At 34.3% G+C, this 15,391-nt stretch carries 19 protein-coding genes; 15 read left to right on the top strand and 4 right to left on the bottom strand.

Annotation, left to right across the window (positions count from 1 at the left end):
- Positions 1–8: 8 nt before the first annotated feature.
- Entirely contained in the window at positions 9–1,523 is a 1,515-nt protein-coding gene (locus tag ACJJVI_RS09330) for a DEAD/DEAH box helicase (protein WP_036584841.1), read from the bottom strand.
- A 158-nt stretch (positions 1,524–1,681) separates the two neighbouring features.
- Between ACJJVI_RS09330 and ACJJVI_RS09325 the strand changes: the two genes are divergently transcribed.
- Entirely contained in the window at positions 1,682–2,302 is a 621-nt protein-coding gene (locus ACJJVI_RS09325; RefSeq protein ID WP_036584839.1) for a YqaA family protein, read from the top strand.
- A 162-nt stretch (positions 2,303–2,464) separates the two neighbouring features.
- Here ACJJVI_RS09325 and ACJJVI_RS09320 read toward each other — a convergent pair whose 3' ends face one another.
- The 3 genes from ACJJVI_RS09320 to ACJJVI_RS09310 all read right to left on the bottom strand — a co-directional run bounded on the left by ACJJVI_RS09320 (position 2,465) and on the right by ACJJVI_RS09310 (position 4,859).
- On the bottom strand, positions 2,465–3,334 hold the full coding sequence (locus tag ACJJVI_RS09320; RefSeq protein ID WP_036584837.1) for an OmpA family protein: 870 nt from the start codon (positions 3,332–3,334) through the stop codon (positions 2,465–2,467).
- A 77-nt stretch (positions 3,335–3,411) separates the two neighbouring features.
- Positions 3,412–4,419: a glycosyltransferase family 2 protein gene (locus ACJJVI_RS09315; protein WP_405351595.1), complete on the bottom strand. Its 1,008-nt coding sequence runs from the start codon at positions 4,417–4,419 to the stop codon at positions 3,412–3,414.
- Entirely contained in the window at positions 4,416–4,859 is a 444-nt protein-coding gene (locus ACJJVI_RS09310) for a type I restriction enzyme HsdR N-terminal domain-containing protein (RefSeq protein WP_036584833.1), read from the bottom strand. The genes ACJJVI_RS09315 and ACJJVI_RS09310 overlap by 4 nt, the downstream gene beginning before the upstream one ends.
- A 33-nt stretch (positions 4,860–4,892) precedes the next feature.
- Between ACJJVI_RS09310 and holA the strand changes: the two genes are divergently transcribed.
- From holA to ACJJVI_RS09240, 14 genes are all read left to right on the top strand, one after another.
- Positions 4,893–5,900, top strand: coding sequence for a DNA polymerase III subunit delta (holA, locus tag ACJJVI_RS09305; RefSeq protein ID WP_405351593.1), 1,008 nt, complete (start codon positions 4,893–4,895; stop codon positions 5,898–5,900).
- Positions 5,900–6,913, top strand: coding sequence for a 1,4-dihydroxy-2-naphthoate octaprenyltransferase (menA, locus tag ACJJVI_RS09300; RefSeq protein WP_405351591.1), 1,014 nt, complete (start codon positions 5,900–5,902; stop codon positions 6,911–6,913). The genes holA and menA overlap by 1 nt, the downstream gene beginning before the upstream one ends.
- Before the next feature lie 189 nt (positions 6,914–7,102).
- Positions 7,103–7,300: a hypothetical protein gene (locus ACJJVI_RS09295; protein ID WP_042271435.1), complete on the top strand. Its 198-nt coding sequence runs from the start codon at positions 7,103–7,105 to the stop codon at positions 7,298–7,300.
- Positions 7,301–7,705: 405 nt separating this feature from the next.
- A complete protein-coding gene (locus ACJJVI_RS09290; RefSeq protein WP_405351590.1) occupies positions 7,706–8,335 on the top strand; it encodes a hypothetical protein in 630 nt (209 codons plus the stop codon).
- Entirely contained in the window at positions 8,316–8,708 is a 393-nt protein-coding gene (locus tag ACJJVI_RS09285; protein WP_405351588.1) for a hypothetical protein, read from the top strand. The genes ACJJVI_RS09290 and ACJJVI_RS09285 overlap by 20 nt, the downstream gene beginning before the upstream one ends.
- A 304-nt stretch (positions 8,709–9,012) precedes the next feature.
- Positions 9,013–9,486: a hypothetical protein gene (locus ACJJVI_RS09280; protein ID WP_405351586.1), complete on the top strand. Its 474-nt coding sequence runs from the start codon at positions 9,013–9,015 to the stop codon at positions 9,484–9,486.
- A gap of 188 nt (positions 9,487–9,674) precedes the next feature.
- Positions 9,675–10,403 (top strand): HNH endonuclease, encoded by a 729-nt coding sequence (locus ACJJVI_RS09275; RefSeq protein ID WP_405351584.1) that lies wholly within the window; start codon positions 9,675–9,677, stop codon positions 10,401–10,403.
- Positions 10,404–10,523: 120 nt separating this feature from the next.
- Positions 10,524–11,213: a GIY-YIG nuclease family protein gene (locus ACJJVI_RS09270; protein WP_405351582.1), complete on the top strand. Its 690-nt coding sequence runs from the start codon at positions 10,524–10,526 to the stop codon at positions 11,211–11,213.
- A 77-nt stretch (positions 11,214–11,290) separates the two neighbouring features.
- The gene (locus ACJJVI_RS09265) at positions 11,291–11,953 is read left to right on the top strand and encodes a hypothetical protein (protein ID WP_405351580.1); all 663 of its coding nucleotides are present in this window, start codon (positions 11,291–11,293) and stop codon (positions 11,951–11,953) included.
- A 202-nt stretch (positions 11,954–12,155) separates the two neighbouring features.
- Positions 12,156–12,764: a hypothetical protein gene (locus ACJJVI_RS09260; protein WP_405351579.1), complete on the top strand. Its 609-nt coding sequence runs from the start codon at positions 12,156–12,158 to the stop codon at positions 12,762–12,764.
- A gap of 111 nt (positions 12,765–12,875) precedes the next feature.
- A complete protein-coding gene (locus ACJJVI_RS09255) occupies positions 12,876–13,268 on the top strand; it encodes a hypothetical protein (RefSeq protein WP_405351577.1) in 393 nt (130 codons plus the stop codon).
- Between the two features lie 26 nt (positions 13,269–13,294).
- Entirely contained in the window at positions 13,295–13,894 is a 600-nt protein-coding gene (locus ACJJVI_RS09250) for a DUF6624 domain-containing protein (RefSeq protein WP_405351575.1), read from the top strand.
- 136 nt (positions 13,895–14,030) lie between these two features.
- The gene (locus tag ACJJVI_RS09245) at positions 14,031–14,753 is read left to right on the top strand and encodes a tRNA-uridine aminocarboxypropyltransferase (protein WP_405351573.1); all 723 of its coding nucleotides are present in this window, start codon (positions 14,031–14,033) and stop codon (positions 14,751–14,753) included.
- 120 nt (positions 14,754–14,873) lie between these two features.
- A complete protein-coding gene (locus tag ACJJVI_RS09240) occupies positions 14,874–15,299 on the top strand; it encodes a hypothetical protein (protein ID WP_036584813.1) in 426 nt (141 codons plus the stop codon).
- The last annotated feature ends 92 nt before the right edge of the window (positions 15,300–15,391 follow it).

Here is a 15,391-nt window from a genome sequence, read left to right as displayed (position 1 = left end):
CGAACTAATTAAGCATCTACACCAGCAAACTCTTGTTGAATTGCAAGGCGTAATCTACGGTAGTAGTCCTCTTCTAACCAATCCTTATAGTTGTTTGTATTATTGATGATGCAATAAGAGTAACGACGGATTCTATCTTTAATATCTTCCTTAAGTAGTTTTGCAAGAATACGTGCATCAAAAACGTCTTCACTATTCTCCACACACCATTGTACGTGTTGTGCGATAGATTCATCTAAGACTTCTTTGGACTTACGATTTTCTTTAGTAATGCGTTTATAAGCACCTTTTACATCAAAAGTAAAATCAGTGGTGTTAGGAAACTCTGCTTTTACATCGACAGGCATTCTGTAAACAAAATTACGTTCAATCTCTTCATCAGATACGATGTTCTCTACATAGAAATCTGGAGATCTGAATACTTGTTGCCAGTCCACAGGCTCATTCCATAAACCAAATCGAGCCACATTATTTCCTAGATCGACAATATGGAACTCTTTTTTATCTTTAAGGATACGAGAACCACGACCGATCATTTGATAATACAACGTCAATGATTTTGTCGCTCTGTTAAGTATAATACACTCTACACTAGGTTCATCAAAACCAGTTGTTAAGATACTTACCGACGTAAGAACAGCATCTGGTTTATTTTTAAACCACTTAAGAATCTCTTTACGCTCTTCTTTAGTATTGGTATTATCTAAGTGTCTTACTTCTATTCCTGCTCTTTTAAAAGTCTCTTCTACCTCTATTGAAGTACGAATACCATTGTTAAAGATTAGGGTTTTCTTCCCTTTACACACATCGTTATAGGATTGCAGCAGCTTATCTTGCATTGATGAGTCGATGTAAAGCTTCTCACTAGACTTAACAGTATAATCACCGTTCATACCTATGGTAAGTCCACTAAGTCCTACATCATAAGTATGTGTAACAGCTTGTGCTAAGAATCCTTGATTTACAAGAGATGATATACTATCTCCTACGATAAGTTCTCTATAGTTATCCTTCATAGGTAACTTAAAGTTAGAACTTAAAGGTGTTGCTGTAACTCCTAAAATAAAACAGTGCTCAAAGTACTTGAATAATTTTCTGAAACTATTGTAGTGAGCTTCATCAATAATCACAAGACCGATATCCTCTAACTCAAGTTTATCATCTTGTAATCTATTGTTCAATGTCTCCACCATCGCCACAAAACATTCATACTCATTTTGATCATCGAGCTCTTTTACCTTAGAGTTGATCACTTTATTCTTCACATTAAAGCCATTCAGCATTTTAGAGGTTTGCTTACATAACTCGATACGGTGCGTGAGAATAACTACTTTTTTCTGCTTCTCTTTAAGATACTTTCTTACAATTTCTGAGAAAATAACCGTTTTACCACCACCTGTAGGTAGTTGATATAGAAGGTTATAATCGTCTGATTTATTATCGATACGGTCAAAAATCTCTGCAAGATCACGTTTCTGGTAATCATACAACGACTTTACTTTAGTATCAGGATTAGTGGTCATCAATGGCTTTCTTTAGATTTTGAGATTTGCAAAAATAGCGCTTTTAAATACTTTATACAGCCCATTTTTCTAGGTTTAACTAATAATTTTTTCTTCCCATTATATTAACAATGAACACCGCCTAAAATCATTATTTTTGTAGACTTATTCAATTCACAGTGTCAGATACAGCTAAAAGACATAAAAGCAAATTTAAATTCAATAGAGCGCACCGCTATTATAAGCTTACTGGGTTCTATTCTTTTGTAGTAGAGAGCATTAAAAAATCAATGCCGCCAGTACTTGTTGTGGTAGGTATTCTTGCTGCCATTCACTTCTGGGTAATGGATATTCCTTCTATGCTAGAACTAGCGGTAGAGAAATTACCAGATTATGGGGTTTTAGCTTTTTTCTATCTATCAGAAACGATTCTTGGATTGATTCCGCCAGAGTTATTTATTGCCTGGGCAGGAAAAACCGCTACACCTATTTTAAACTTATCTTTAATTGCACTGTTCTCTTATCTAGGCGGAATGACCGCTTATTTCTTAGGACGTCGTGCTCTTAAAATTCCTAGTATACATTATTACCTTGAGGTAAGAATGGCAAAACAATTAGTAATGGCCAGAAAATGGGGTGGTATTCTTATCGCTGTAGGCGCCTTACTTCCACTGCCTTTTTCTATTTCTAGTCTTGTGGCAGGTATGTTGAAGTATGATTTTAAATGGTGGCTTATCATCGGTCTATTGCGTTTTGTACGCTTTGCTATTTATGGTGCCGCTATTTTTCAAGTAGTGTAATTTTTGATATTTAGTAGTTAGACGATTCAGGTGTTACACACCTACTTTTCCATCATTTGCAAATGCTGAAATAAATTCAGCATGACAGGTTTTAAATAGAACATAAAAAAAACGCTTCAATTTCTTGAAGCGTTTTTTCTAATTCTAAGTATTTAAAAATACTTACTGCTTTTTAGCATCTATTTTTGCTTGTTCCATTCCAGACTCGATCATATCAAAGAATTGATCTAGTTTAGGAAGGATGATAATTCTAGTTCTACGGTTCTTTGCTCTACCTTCTGCAGTGTCGTTACTCGCAATAGGCACATAGTAAGAACGTCCAGCTGCCGTCATTCTAGCAGGATCGATTTGTTCTTTCTCTTGTAAATAACGGGTAATCGATGCCGCACGTGCAGTACTTAAATCCCAGTTATCCTTAAACTTTCCTGATGCAATAGGTTGACTGTCTGTGTGACCTTCAATCATTACTTCCATGTTGGACTTATCTTTAAGTATCGTACCTACTTTACCTAACACATTATAAGCGTTACTGTTAATCTGATCACTACCGCTCGAGAATAATAGTTTATCACTAATAGAGATAAATACCACACCTTTTTCTACGTTTACGTTGATATCTTCATCATTAACGTTACCTAGTGAGCTCTTAATACTTGTTACTAAAGCAATCGTTACACTATCCTTTTTAGTAAGTGCATCATTTAAAGAACGGATTTGTAAATCTTTCTCTTTGATACGTTCTAACGAAGTTTCTAAAATCTCTGCATCTTTTTTAGAAAGAGTCGCTAGATCACCTACATTATTTAATAAAGACGCATTACTTTCTCTCAGGTTTTGGATTTCGCTCTGTAAAGCACTTAGTCTTGCTTGTGCAGCTTTCTCATCAGACAAACAGGCGTTAAGTTTAACGGTTGCGGTATCTAAAAGTTCTTGAGTAGATTGCTGTTTAGCAAGTGCTGCTTCCAGGTCTTTTTTTGATGCACAAGAAAATAGTGTTCCTGCACACAAAATCGCTATGATTATTTTTTTCATTGTTATTGTTTAATTTGAATTCAAAAATAAGAAAATGACAATTCTTGTGTTAATACTTAACAGACATTTATCAATTATTATTTTACAGATTGATAATTTGAACGGTTTTTAACAAAAAACTGATAAACTATAGAGAATACCTCAGGCTTAGTTGATGTTTTCTTAGCATATCGTTTTACTTCTTGTCTTTTTTGAAGCATGGTTCTTAGTCCACCATAAAACGATGCGTGCGCTTTTAATATTGCCATAAAGTGCGCTGGTTTTGCCTTAAAGAGAAATTGCAAACCAGCAAGCCCATCCAGTACCATGCGCAAGAATAAGATTCCTAACCAGTTAGCACTATGATCGTTCTTTACGATATTATAAAGACTGTTTCTAAAATTGTAAAAAGTCTTACGTGGATTGAGTGCCGCAAGCGTTCCACCACCTAGATGGTATACGGTAGCATCTGTGGCGATCGCTATTTTATAACCGGCATGACGCAATCGCCAGCACAGATCGATTTCTTCTTGATGGGCAAAATAAGCCTCATCCAGTGCGCCTACTTCTAGAAAAGCTTTCTTCTTGACAAATAATGCGGCACCACTAGCCCAATCCAGATTTATACTATCGTTATACTGTTGATGGTTCTCTTCTACCTGGTCAAAAATGCGACCTCTACAATAAGGATATGCGAGTCTATCCAGATAGCCACCTGCCGCACCTGCATATTCAAAATGGGTGCGTCGTTTATCATCCAGCAGCAATGGTTGTGCTGCTGCTATAGTAACATCAGACTTAAAAAGTGTGGTGATAGGTGCTAGCCAGTTCTCAGTAACCTCTATATCATTATTTAATAAACATATGATTTCTTCATCGACAGATCGTAGGGCGACATTATAGCCACCGGCATAACCGCGATTTTCATCCATCGCTATGATCTTTACAGACGGATACTGCTCTTTTACCCATGATAGCGATGCGTCTGTTGAGGCATTATCTGCCACATAAACGGTATGCTCTTTACTATATAAGACGACGCTGGGTAAATAGCGTTGCAATAGCGCTAGACCATTCCAGTTTAAGATAACGATTCCTATTTTCATGTATAATCTGGTAAATCTGGGATAAATTGATAACGTTGCGCCTCATAATCCATAGTGCAAAAGTAATGTTCCATTCCATTAGTGACCATTAAATACTCAGATTCTAGTGCGAGATTGTATCGCGCGATCTGGTCAAACACGGATTGATCTATTTTTATTTGCGGCGCTTTACACTCAATCACCGCATATATAGAACCATCTTTATTAAAAACGAGGATGTCATATCGCTTCTTTGTTCCTGCGACATTGAGCTGTTTTTCTACGTTAATAAGACTGTGTGGTATACGCTTTCGCGAAAGCAGCCAAAACACCACATGCTGCCTCACCCATTCCTCTGGTGTGAGATGGACAAATTTTTTACGTATCTGGTCAAAAATCAACCGACCTTTTTCAGTACTTTTAACCCTGAAATTTCCTGCCGGTAGTCGTAATGGCGTCATACCGCAATATTACAAAAACCACCACGGCTCTTTATGAGTGATACCAAAAAAATTATAGAAGATATAAAGAATAGGAAACTTGCGCCTATTTACTTTTTATATGGTAATGAACCTTATTTTATTGATGAGATAAGTGATTACATTGCTGCAAATGTACTGGACGAAGGCGAGAAAGGCTTTAACCAGATGGTGCTGTATGGTCGTGATATAGACATGGGCGAACTGGTTGAAAATGCCAAGCGTTTCCCGATGATGGCAGACTATCAGGTGATCATCGTTAAAGAGGCGCAAGATCTGGCACGTCACTGGGATAAGTTTGAATCTTATGCAAAACAGCCGCAACCTACCACGATTCTAGTCTTTAATTATAAATACAAAACGCCAGACAAGCGCAAAAAGGTATTTAAAGAAATGGCAAAAAATGCGGTCTTCTTTGAAAGCAAACCGCTGTATGAGAATAAAGTCCTGCCATGGATCAACAGCCATTTAAAGAGTAATGGCTATAACATTGAGCCCAAAGCTGGACAGATGCTGATTGAGTTTCTGGGAACTGAGATTGCCAAAATCAAAAACGAACTGGATAAATTAATGATTATCGTCCCTGCAGGAACGATGATCACACCACAGCTGATTGAAGAAAATATAGGAATCTCAAAAGATTATAACAACTTTGAACTGCGCAAGGCGCTGGGATCTCGAGATACGGTAAAGGTGAATCGCATTATCAACTATTTTGCCGAGAATCCTAAGGATAATCCACTGGTCGTGACCATAGGACAACTGCACAGTTTCTTTGTACAGTTATTAAAACTGCACGCGATGACCGACCGCAATCCACAAACGGTCGCAAGACAGATAGGTGTGAGTCCGTTTTTTGTACAAGAATATTTTACAGCGGCAAAGCATTATCCTATGAAACACTGCAGCCACGCGATTAAGATCATACGCGATATAGATATGAAGTCCAAAGGTGTAGGCACCAATAAAGCACAACAAAAAGATCTTTTACAAGAACTCACCGTTAACATCATGCATCCATAATGAGTACCAAACTAAAAGCCTGGATCAGTGCTGCACGATTGCGCACGCTGCCGTTGAGTATAAGCGGAATTCTTGTGGGAAGTGCTTATGCGTATTTACAAATATCCTTTCAAAACAAAGAAATGATGGAAATTAGAAATAACAATTTATTTTGTTGTTTCTGTTTTGACCGTTATTTTGACTACCTCATTCCTGTTCTAGCACTCATCACAACTCTCGGGTTTCAAGTGCTGTCTAATTTTGCAAACGATTATGGCGATGGCGTTAAAGGAACTGATAATGAAGATCGTGTAGGACCTATGCGAGCGTTGCAAAGCGGTATCATTCTCGCACACGAGATGAAACGTGCGATGATCATCACTGCTGTGTTGACCTTAATAAGTGCGATAGCATTGATTTATGTGAGTCTAGGTATAGAACAATTATTGATTTCGCTTTTCTTTTTGGTATTGGGAATTGCTGCTATTTGGGCAGCGATCAAATATACCGTAGGTGATAATGCTTATGGCTATCGCGGTCTGGGCGATGTGTTTGTTTTTATCTTCTTTGGTCCTGTAAGTGTGATGGGTATTTTTTACTTGATTACCAAAGCTGTGGACTGGAATATGATCTTGCCATCCATCACCATAGGATTGCTAAGTGTTGCTGTATTGAATCTCAATAACATGCGCGATATTGAGAGCGATAAAAAAGCTGGTAAAAACACCATCGTGGTAAAAATGGGTTCCATGAAAGCCAAGCTGTTTCATTATACCTTAATCACTATCGCACTAGTGACCGCATCACTATTCTTTATCAACTTATATTATAAAGAAGTCATGGATGAAAACATGACACAACCATCGTTATTCATGTTCTTACCACTACTCGCTTTTCTACCGCTATTCTTACATTTAAAAGTGGTAGAATTAAACAAAGTACCAGCCCTACTCGATCCAGAATTAAAAAAGGTCGCGCTGTCGACTTTTGCCTTTGCGTTATTATCTGTGCTATCGGTATGGATCGTTAGTTGATCATCTTATCAACAGATTAACGTTTTGTTTTCCAGTTGTTTAATGAAAAAAAGACAAATAATAACTTTTGCTTAACAGTTTGTTTTAACAAATGTTAAGCATGGATTTGCGATTATGTTTTAAATTAGAGCTGAATTTAAAACGCAGAACATTTGAATATACTTTACTTTAACTAAATCCTGAATTGTTATGGCTAGAGCTATGTTTGAGTACACTAAAACGGTACTAGAAAAGGTTAGTTTTAATCCTACACTCTTTTGCAAAGAATTACAGAAGGCTGTAGAACGTTTATTACCATTTGAAATCGAAGAATTGATGATATGGATGAAACCTATGTTGTTGCAGCATCCAGAGCTTGCAACCTGCGTACCGTTACTACCCAAATAGAAATTTGACATTTTAAGAAAGAAATCCCATTGAAGTAGATCTTTAATGGGATTTTTTTGTTACCCATTTTTTTGAAGGAATTATCCTTAGTTAATGTTGATAAAGTATTCATTTTAATTCTTTTGGGACATGATGGGTGAGTAGGATTTTGCTTAGGTTTGGATATACTATTGTTATGCCATATCATAAAAAACATTACGGTTTAAAAATCAATGAATTAAGGATTAACCAGTCCTAAAAGACGTTAAGGTTGCTGTATTAAATTTCGTCTTTTTTCAAATAAAAAACGCGCAACATCAAATATTATTTAATAAATATGGAAACTGTTATATAATTTTAAAATCAAGTTTAACCAGTCAATCAATCTTAAAACAAAATCTGATTGACTAGAACAACAACAACAACATGAAAAATAAATTTTATAAGTACTTGCCTTTTTTTATATTGCTTTTAGCTATTGGATTCAATTCATGCAGTAGCGACCAAGTAATAGAGGAAGAAAACCGACAAGAAAGTATAACTGAAAACTTTTATCTAAAAAGTGAAGTAAATTATATACCTTTAAGATATCAGACCGCTGAATGGGAAGCCATAGAATACCCTTATCAACCTCTAGATGAGGAAATTCAATCAGTAAGTAAATTGCTAAATGGAGATAATGAAGAAGCTTATGTTATTTACACAAATAAGCAACAAATATTTTTAGAAATAATTGATGACAAAATGGAAATAATTGATTTAAACAATGGGATAAATCATATTGTAGACTATCAGTTTGATAATGATTTGGGTTATAATAGAATAACATTCCCTAATCCTGAACCTGGCAATGTTACTGAAGGAGACTGCCATAATGGTTGTACTCTTATTTTTGTGGCTAACCAAGTTGGTATAACAGCTGGTTTTCTAGCGGCATGCGCTGTTGATGGACCTTTACCTTTTGCTGATGCTTTAGCAACAACTGCCTTTCTTTCATTTTCTTTAGCAAATGCTGCTAGCTATGAAACATGTAAGGATGATTGCAATAAAGATTAAACTTATGTATATCAAGTATTTTAAAAACAAGCCATTAAATAGAGCCTCTTGGTTACTCGCTACGAGAGTAAAGGTTGCTTTTAATGATGGTTATTTATTTTTGGGAGAAAAGAAAATTATTCCTAGTGATATAAAATCGGTTGAAAAAAAATCATGGTTTACAAGGAATTATTATTTAGTTTTCTTTGAAAATAACGGTGATAATTACACTTTATCATTAAGTAATAAATTATATCTCAAACTTGAAAATTCATTCCAAGTAAATAAAACTAAAACAGTGAATAATACCCCTCAAAACATTTTTTGGGGTATTTTAATTGTTGGTATCATATACAGTTGGTATTATTTATTACAATTTTTTACTAACAATTGAGATAGAAAGAATTTATAAATATCAGATAGAGCGCTTGGTTTAATATCTTAAACTAAACGCTCTATTTTTAATAGAAAAAATAAGTAAGTTTGCAAATTTGACATGGCATAACAACGTATATAGCTCATAGCTAGTTAGTTACTTAATCGAGATTAAGGCATATTTGGAAGGTCGCCAAATTTTTAAATTTGACGATTTTCAAGAAAAAATAAATAGTAAAATTTAAAAATCTAGCTTGTGCTCAACCGAAAATAATTTTCTAATTTGCACGCTACGAGCCATATACAAGACCGTTGTAAAACATATGGAAAACCCAATTGAAAAGTGGATTAATGAAGATAAAGATCTTTACAATTTAGTGGTCGAAATTCAATCAATGAATAAAACTGAAATTGAACAAGCGGAAATCGCTTTTAATAAACTTTGTGAATTATATGACCTTCCAAAAATGCCGAATGATTTAGAACGTTATGAGGAATATTATGAAAATAATGATGTTGAAAACCCAAGGTCAGTATTTGAGGAGCACGCGTTGTTAAAATATTTAGAACCTAATAATGACCCAAGAGGCTTAGTATTATCGGCTATTTACCATGTAAAAAATGGATTTGGTGTTGAATATGAGGAGATTGCTGAAAAGGAGTTCGGTGAAGAAGTTCCGGAAAATCTTCAAATTGGTATAAAAGGAAGTGGGATTAATGGAGTAATAGTTTTTCCACTAAAAGAAGGAAAAAGCTGGTTTGATTTAGGATGTATAGTTAATACAAAACTGGTATAAATACGTTTTACAAAAGTGTATATAAAAAATAGCACACATATTAGCTAACACAAAAATTTGGTATAATTAAAAAGAGAAAAGATAATTAACAAAATTTAGAAATTCGGCTTGTGTTCAACCGAAACATAATCGCTAATTTACACGCATCGATCTATAAACAAGATCGTTACTTACCAATAGAATAAACTATGAGACCACCAAGATGGCAAAGAGACGAAATTATACTTGCACTTGACTTGTACCATAGCATAGAGCCAAGGGAAATGGATAATAAGAATCCTAAAGTGATTGAGTTATCTGAGATTTTAAATAAGCTACCTATTCATAAAGAAAGAGAAGAAAATATCAAATTTAGAAACCCTAATGGTATTGGTTTAAAACTCAGCAATTTTAGAGCAATAGACCCAGATTTTGATGGAAAAGGAATGTCGAGTTATAGTAAAAGAGATAAAGAAATATTCTTTGAGTTTAAAGGTGAAAATAGCAAACTTAAATCTATAGCGAATCAAATAAAAAACACTGTCTCTAATCAAAAAGTAAAATCAAAACTTTATCAAATACCAGATGATGAAAATGACGAAACCCATTCTGCCAAAGAAGGAAAAGTAATTTATAAACTTCATAAACTAAGAGAACGAGATAATAAATTAAATCAGAAAAAGAAAGACCTATACTTTAAAAAGTATGGTAAACTAGATTGTGAAGTCTGCGGATTTGACTTTTTTGAAACTTATGGAGATTTAGGAAAAGGATTTATTGAGGCGCATCATAGAATACCTTTATCTGAGATAGATGGAGAAACAACAACGAATTTAAAAGACTTAGCTCTTGTGTGTCCGAATTGTCATAGAATGTTGCATAAAGCAATTGACACTTTAAGTGTTGATGAATTGAAAAAGAAAATAAACGGTAGGTAACATCATGAATAATTCTTTGATAGTAATAGTCTATTTACGAAGTTAAGTGCTAAACGCGCAACTACTCCTAGCCAAGACCATTATAGTTAATTAAACTAAAGCATCATTAAGAAAATTTGAATGATTAAAATATACGTTTTACGATTAGAAAATGAAAAATATTATGTCGGACAAACGACAAACGTCGAAGAGAGATTTAAAAGTCATAAAAAAGGAAAATTAAGCTCAGATTGGACTAAATTAAATAATCCAATTGATGTAATAGATGTAATCGAAACGAGATTTACAGAAGTTTCCGAAGCTATGTTCTTAGAAAATTCAATAACGATTGAATTTATGAAAAAATATGGTTGGAAAAATGTAAGAGGCGGAGATTTTTGTACACTTGACATCGAAAAATTAAGATTCTTACTTTGTAATAATTCCGATCTTGGAAATGAGCTATTACCGATAACTAACCCAAAAAGATTTAATCTAAACTATCACGGAGTATTTGTTTTTGTACTTAAACTCAAAATGGATAAATTCTTTGTGGGAATAGCCAGAAATATCAAACTTGGAATCATTAAGGAATACAATAAAAAAGGACATAAATGGTGTGAAATGTATGAGCCGATTGAATTAATTTCCGTAAAAAACATATCAAAATATGACAAGGAAAAGCACAGAGATTTAGTCAATAATGAAGTAATTTCGATAATGAAAGAGACTAACTGGAGGAAAGTTAGAGGTGGTGATTACTTTGAGCCAAATGAACTCAAACATCGAAATAAAGTATTACGCAATACTGATATAAAAATAGAATTGTAAAACAGCTAGCCACGACAAAGAAATAAGTTAAAAAACAGCACTCCATTCAAACCCATAATCACAAAAACCAACATCCCATGAACATCTTTTTTAAACTATCGGTTTTTTGTTTGTTGATGGTGTTGGTTGGTCAGGCGCAACATCGTGTGCCTTCTGATTTTATCCCAGAAAACTATAAGGAATTTGAAACCATTTATGGAGACCTCAATAAAGATGGTCTAGAGGATTGTGTATTGATTATTAAAAAGGTAGATACTACTCAAATTGTGGTCAATCAATACGATAAAAAAGTAAATCGTAATAGACGTGGTATCATCGTGCTTTTTAAAAACGAGAACGGTTATCAGCTCGCAGATCAAAACCTGGATTGCTTCTCTTCAGAAAATGAAGATGGTGGCGTTTACTTTCCGCCAGATTTATGGATCTATATTAAAGACAACAAATTGCATGTACATTACGGTCATGGTCGTTATGGTTATTGGGATTATACCTTCCGTTTTCAAAATTCCAACTTTGAGTTAATAGGTTATGACTCTAGCAGTAATCGTGGACCGGTGACTTTAAGAGAAACCAGTATCAACTTCTTAACTAAAAAGAAGCTCGTCAAAGTAAATATCAATGAAGATTCTGAAGGCGGCGATGAAAGCTTTGAAGAAACCTGGAGTGATATTGAAATCGATCACCTCATCCAGTTGTCACAGATCAAAGACTTTGATGCATTAGAGATGTTTCAGTTTTAGAATGTGATATACTGCGATTACAAGTGGCTTCTTCTCTCCTATTTTGATATTACTGATTGATTCTAGAGCTTTTTTCCATTTCATTAGCAATACAATTATAGAAAAAAGGTAAAATTCAGTAGGTTAATGTTTATTTTACGAAACATTTCAAACACATAACCATTTTCAATCATAAGATGCACTTAAAATCTAGAATTTAAATATGAATTTGCAACCCTTAAGAATTGAAGCTGGTTGGCAAGTGACTTACAACCAATTTTATGAAGTGGATCCCATACCAGGTCATGAATCGTATTTTGAAGGTTCAAGTTTATTAATGTTGCGTAATAATGGGCGATTAAAATTAATAGACCTACAATGGCGACCAGAACTAGATCTGAATGGTGAATATCAATTACAAGTTTTAAATTTTGTAGAAAATTTTAATCCAATCACTAACGAATTTGACGCTGAACCTAATTGGGAACATCCTGTTTTAAATTTTGCTACAAAATCTAGGTTAGTACTTGTTGAAAAACTAGAAGACTTATTGCGAACACTACCCGTTTTTGAGGATCCAAGAATAATAGAAAGAAGAGGTGTGATCGATGAACTTTCAGAATCATACCGTTTGAGAATAGTAGAAAACGGTATATCTACCGATTACATCAATGATATACTAGAAAACGGAAGCGTTCAACTCCAAGTTTACATCTTAAATCATAAAGATCTCACACGAGAAATACTATTAAAGTTTGCAGAAAATGGACTCACCAAAAAGGTGAAAAACCAAGCAAAACAAAAATTAACGAGTAAAGGTTTTAGAGCATAAAATCTAATGAGATGAAAGAAACTCTTTTCTTATCTTCATAAGTTAGGCAGCACATTATTGATGGATACACCTTACTTATCGGCTACATAACTTAGTCTATTATTTTAAAAAATGAAAAATAAAACTTTTGGATATACAGAAGATTGGAAAACGAGTCACATGGCATATTGGGTTCATATTGAGGCAGATGATAAGCCTTGGTATATATCTGAAAAATTTGATCCTCCAGCACCAGTTCGTCACGGCAGTTTAGGCTATCCTTACTTGACTATTGAATTAGATGGATTTAGATTTTCGTTTACTAGTGAAGCTCAATTTGAAGAATTTAAAACGATAATGGCTAGAAAACTACTTCCTACGACTATGGAGCTTTCCAGTAAAAGACCAGGAAGTAAAGGACCCAATAGTCACTGGTTAAGTCGTTTACCAGCCAAAACAAAACCATGGAAATACCGAGAAAAGTTGATGAAATACTGTAACCAAATAGATTTTAAAGAGAACTAAACAACTCACAAAAGCAAAGCTTAAAAATGAACTATCCAGAAATAGCTCATAAAATTATTCAACTTAAAGACGCAGATCTAGCCTTGCGTGATGAGCTTATTCAAAAAGGCCAACTCGGTAACGGTTATAATACAGATATGGAGCAGTTACATATCAAAAATGCTGAACAATTAGATGAAATCATCAACCTCATTGGTTATCCTACTATTGAAAAAGTAGGTCACGAAGCTAGTGATGCGGCTTGGCTTATCATACAACATGCGATTAGCAAACCAGACATTATGAAAAAGTGTGTACAGCTATTACAACATACAGATCATAACGATACCGTAAAATTAAACTTAGCTTACTTGACAGATCGCATTGCTGTATTTGAAGAAAGACAGCAGTTGTATGGAACTCAATTTGATTGGGATGCAAACGGAGAATTATCACCACAGGCATATGACGACCTCATCAAAGTAAATGAAAGAAGAAAAGCATTAGATCTTCCTACTTTAGAAGAGCAAACACAAATGATAAGACAACGCGCTAAAGAGGAAAAACAATCGACACCAACTGATTTTGAAAAACGAAAGAAAGAAATAAGAGCGTGGAAAAAAAAGGTAGGTTGGATTAAAAATTAATCCCATCAATCAAATCATTATAAATCAGATTCTATTTTCAATAGGTGGTATTTCTTTTTTAATAGTGAGATAAAAAGATTATCAATTGAAATCACTATTCTAAATTTGCAGCCAGATAGCAAACGATAAAAACACCTTGCAAAAAGAATTAAAACAGCATAGAAATCAGTGTTACACTTGCATGAGACCTGTAAGCACTTGCGTTTGTAAACATATCAAACCGTTGCAAACTAATACCAGGTTTGTTATTTTAATGCATCCCAAAGAGTATAAGAAACAAAAAAATGGTACTGGTCACATGACCAACCTACAACTAGAGAATGCAGAAATTATCGTAGGTGTAGATTTTAATAAGCATCAACGCGTTAATGAAATTCTAGCAGATCAAAATAACGCTTCTTTCCTACTCTATCCTGGTAAAAAAAGTTTCAACTTATCTACCAGTAATGATAAAGAAATGAATGATTTTATGGGACAGTGTCCCTATCTATTTATACTAGATGGTACCTGGCCATGTGCTCGTAAAATGCTTAAACTAAGTACAAACTTGCAACAGCTTAAAAGAGTAAGCTTTGACAATACTATTAAATCAAAGTTTATCATCAAGCAACAACCAGAATCTCTATGTTTAAGTACCATAGAATCTGTTTGTACCGTATTGAACTTACTTAAAACTGGCGGACTAGAAAATTGCGATACAGTTAAGTTTCTCGTTCCATTTGAAAAAATGATCGAATATCAACTGGATTATATGTTGAATCCAGATAGTAAGAACTATGCAAAAACAGCAAGTAGAGAAATCGCTCCAAAGTTTCAATACAAGAAAAAGACACAAAGAAGCACCATTCTAGAATCATAGATTCACTTCTTAATGAGAATTGCTCTATACTGCCACTTCCCTATCCTTTATAACAATTACTTAAAACGACCGAAAAGTCATCAATTTTAGATAATTTCACATCTTCAAAAACGCATAGCAATGGATTTTAATGTAGGAGATCAAGTAGACCTCATCATAGTGAATGAAACGCCTCTAGGTTACACGGTAATGATTAATGGTGTCCATGAAGGATTACTATATAGAAACGAGGTTTATGTAGAGTTAGAAGATAATTCTAAGCACACAGGCTATATCAAAAATATAAGAGAAGATGGCAAAATAGATGTCTCCCTAAGACCGCAAGGCTTCCTTAACGTGATCGATAGTGATGTAGACAAAGTGATGTCCTTGCTCAATGAAAGTCCTTATGGTTACTTACTATTAACAGATAAAAGTCCGCCAGATCATATACGCTATCACCTTAACATGAGTAAAAAGGCTTATAAAAAAGCCCTAGGTCATCTCTACAAGCAGAAACTGATTACTATTTCTGATGAAAAAGTAGCGCTGGTAGATAAGAAATAAAGCTACCTCTACCATATCAATACCTATATAAAACCCTACTGGCTATCACTGGTAGGGTTTTATTTTATGTAATCCGCCATACTTTGTGAATA

Source organism: Nonlabens sp. Asnod3-H03 (assembly GCF_045063665.1).
Lineage (GTDB): Bacteria > Bacteroidota > Bacteroidia > Flavobacteriales > Flavobacteriaceae > Nonlabens > Nonlabens ulvanivorans.
Note: the sequence above shows the minus strand (reverse complement) of the source record. Positions and strands in the feature narration are given on the sequence as shown.

What these genes read in the sequence shown, in the direction of transcription:
- holA (WP_405351593.1), top strand. Translation starts at nt 4,893, where the DNA reads ATGAGTGATACCAAAAAAATTATAGAAGATATAAAGAATAGGAAACTT.
- ACJJVI_RS09295 (WP_042271435.1), top strand. Translation starts at nt 7,103, where the DNA reads ATGGCTAGAGCTATGTTTGAGTACACTAAAACGGTACTAGAAAAGGTT.
- ACJJVI_RS09310 (WP_036584833.1), bottom strand. Translation starts at nt 4,859, where the DNA reads ATGACGCCATTACGACTACCGGCAGGAAATTTCAGGGTTAAAAGTACT.
- ACJJVI_RS09260 (WP_405351579.1), top strand. Translation starts at nt 12,156, where the DNA reads ATGAATTTGCAACCCTTAAGAATTGAAGCTGGTTGGCAAGTGACTTAC.
- ACJJVI_RS09255 (WP_405351577.1), top strand. Translation starts at nt 12,876, where the DNA reads ATGAAAAATAAAACTTTTGGATATACAGAAGATTGGAAAACGAGTCAC.
- ACJJVI_RS09290 (WP_405351590.1), top strand. Translation starts at nt 7,706, where the DNA reads ATGAAAAATAAATTTTATAAGTACTTGCCTTTTTTTATATTGCTTTTA.
- ACJJVI_RS09240 (WP_036584813.1), top strand. Translation starts at nt 14,874, where the DNA reads ATGGATTTTAATGTAGGAGATCAAGTAGACCTCATCATAGTGAATGAA.
- ACJJVI_RS09330 (WP_036584841.1), bottom strand. Translation starts at nt 1,523, where the DNA reads ATGACCACTAATCCTGATACTAAAGTAAAGTCGTTGTATGATTACCAG.
- ACJJVI_RS09315 (WP_405351595.1), bottom strand. Translation starts at nt 4,419, where the DNA reads ATGAAAATAGGAATCGTTATCTTAAACTGGAATGGTCTAGCGCTATTG.
- ACJJVI_RS09250 (WP_405351575.1), top strand. Translation starts at nt 13,295, where the DNA reads ATGAACTATCCAGAAATAGCTCATAAAATTATTCAACTTAAAGACGCA.
- ACJJVI_RS09285 (WP_405351588.1), top strand. Translation starts at nt 8,316, where the DNA reads ATGATTGCAATAAAGATTAAACTTATGTATATCAAGTATTTTAAAAAC.
- ACJJVI_RS09320 (WP_036584837.1), bottom strand. Translation starts at nt 3,334, where the DNA reads ATGAAAAAAATAATCATAGCGATTTTGTGTGCAGGAACACTATTTTCT.
- ACJJVI_RS09280 (WP_405351586.1), top strand. Translation starts at nt 9,013, where the DNA reads ATGGAAAACCCAATTGAAAAGTGGATTAATGAAGATAAAGATCTTTAC.
- ACJJVI_RS09265 (WP_405351580.1), top strand. Translation starts at nt 11,291, where the DNA reads ATGAACATCTTTTTTAAACTATCGGTTTTTTGTTTGTTGATGGTGTTG.
- menA (WP_405351591.1), top strand. Translation starts at nt 5,900, where the DNA reads ATGAGTACCAAACTAAAAGCCTGGATCAGTGCTGCACGATTGCGCACG.
- ACJJVI_RS09275 (WP_405351584.1), top strand. Translation starts at nt 9,675, where the DNA reads ATGAGACCACCAAGATGGCAAAGAGACGAAATTATACTTGCACTTGAC.
- ACJJVI_RS09270 (WP_405351582.1), top strand. Translation starts at nt 10,524, where the DNA reads ATGATTAAAATATACGTTTTACGATTAGAAAATGAAAAATATTATGTC.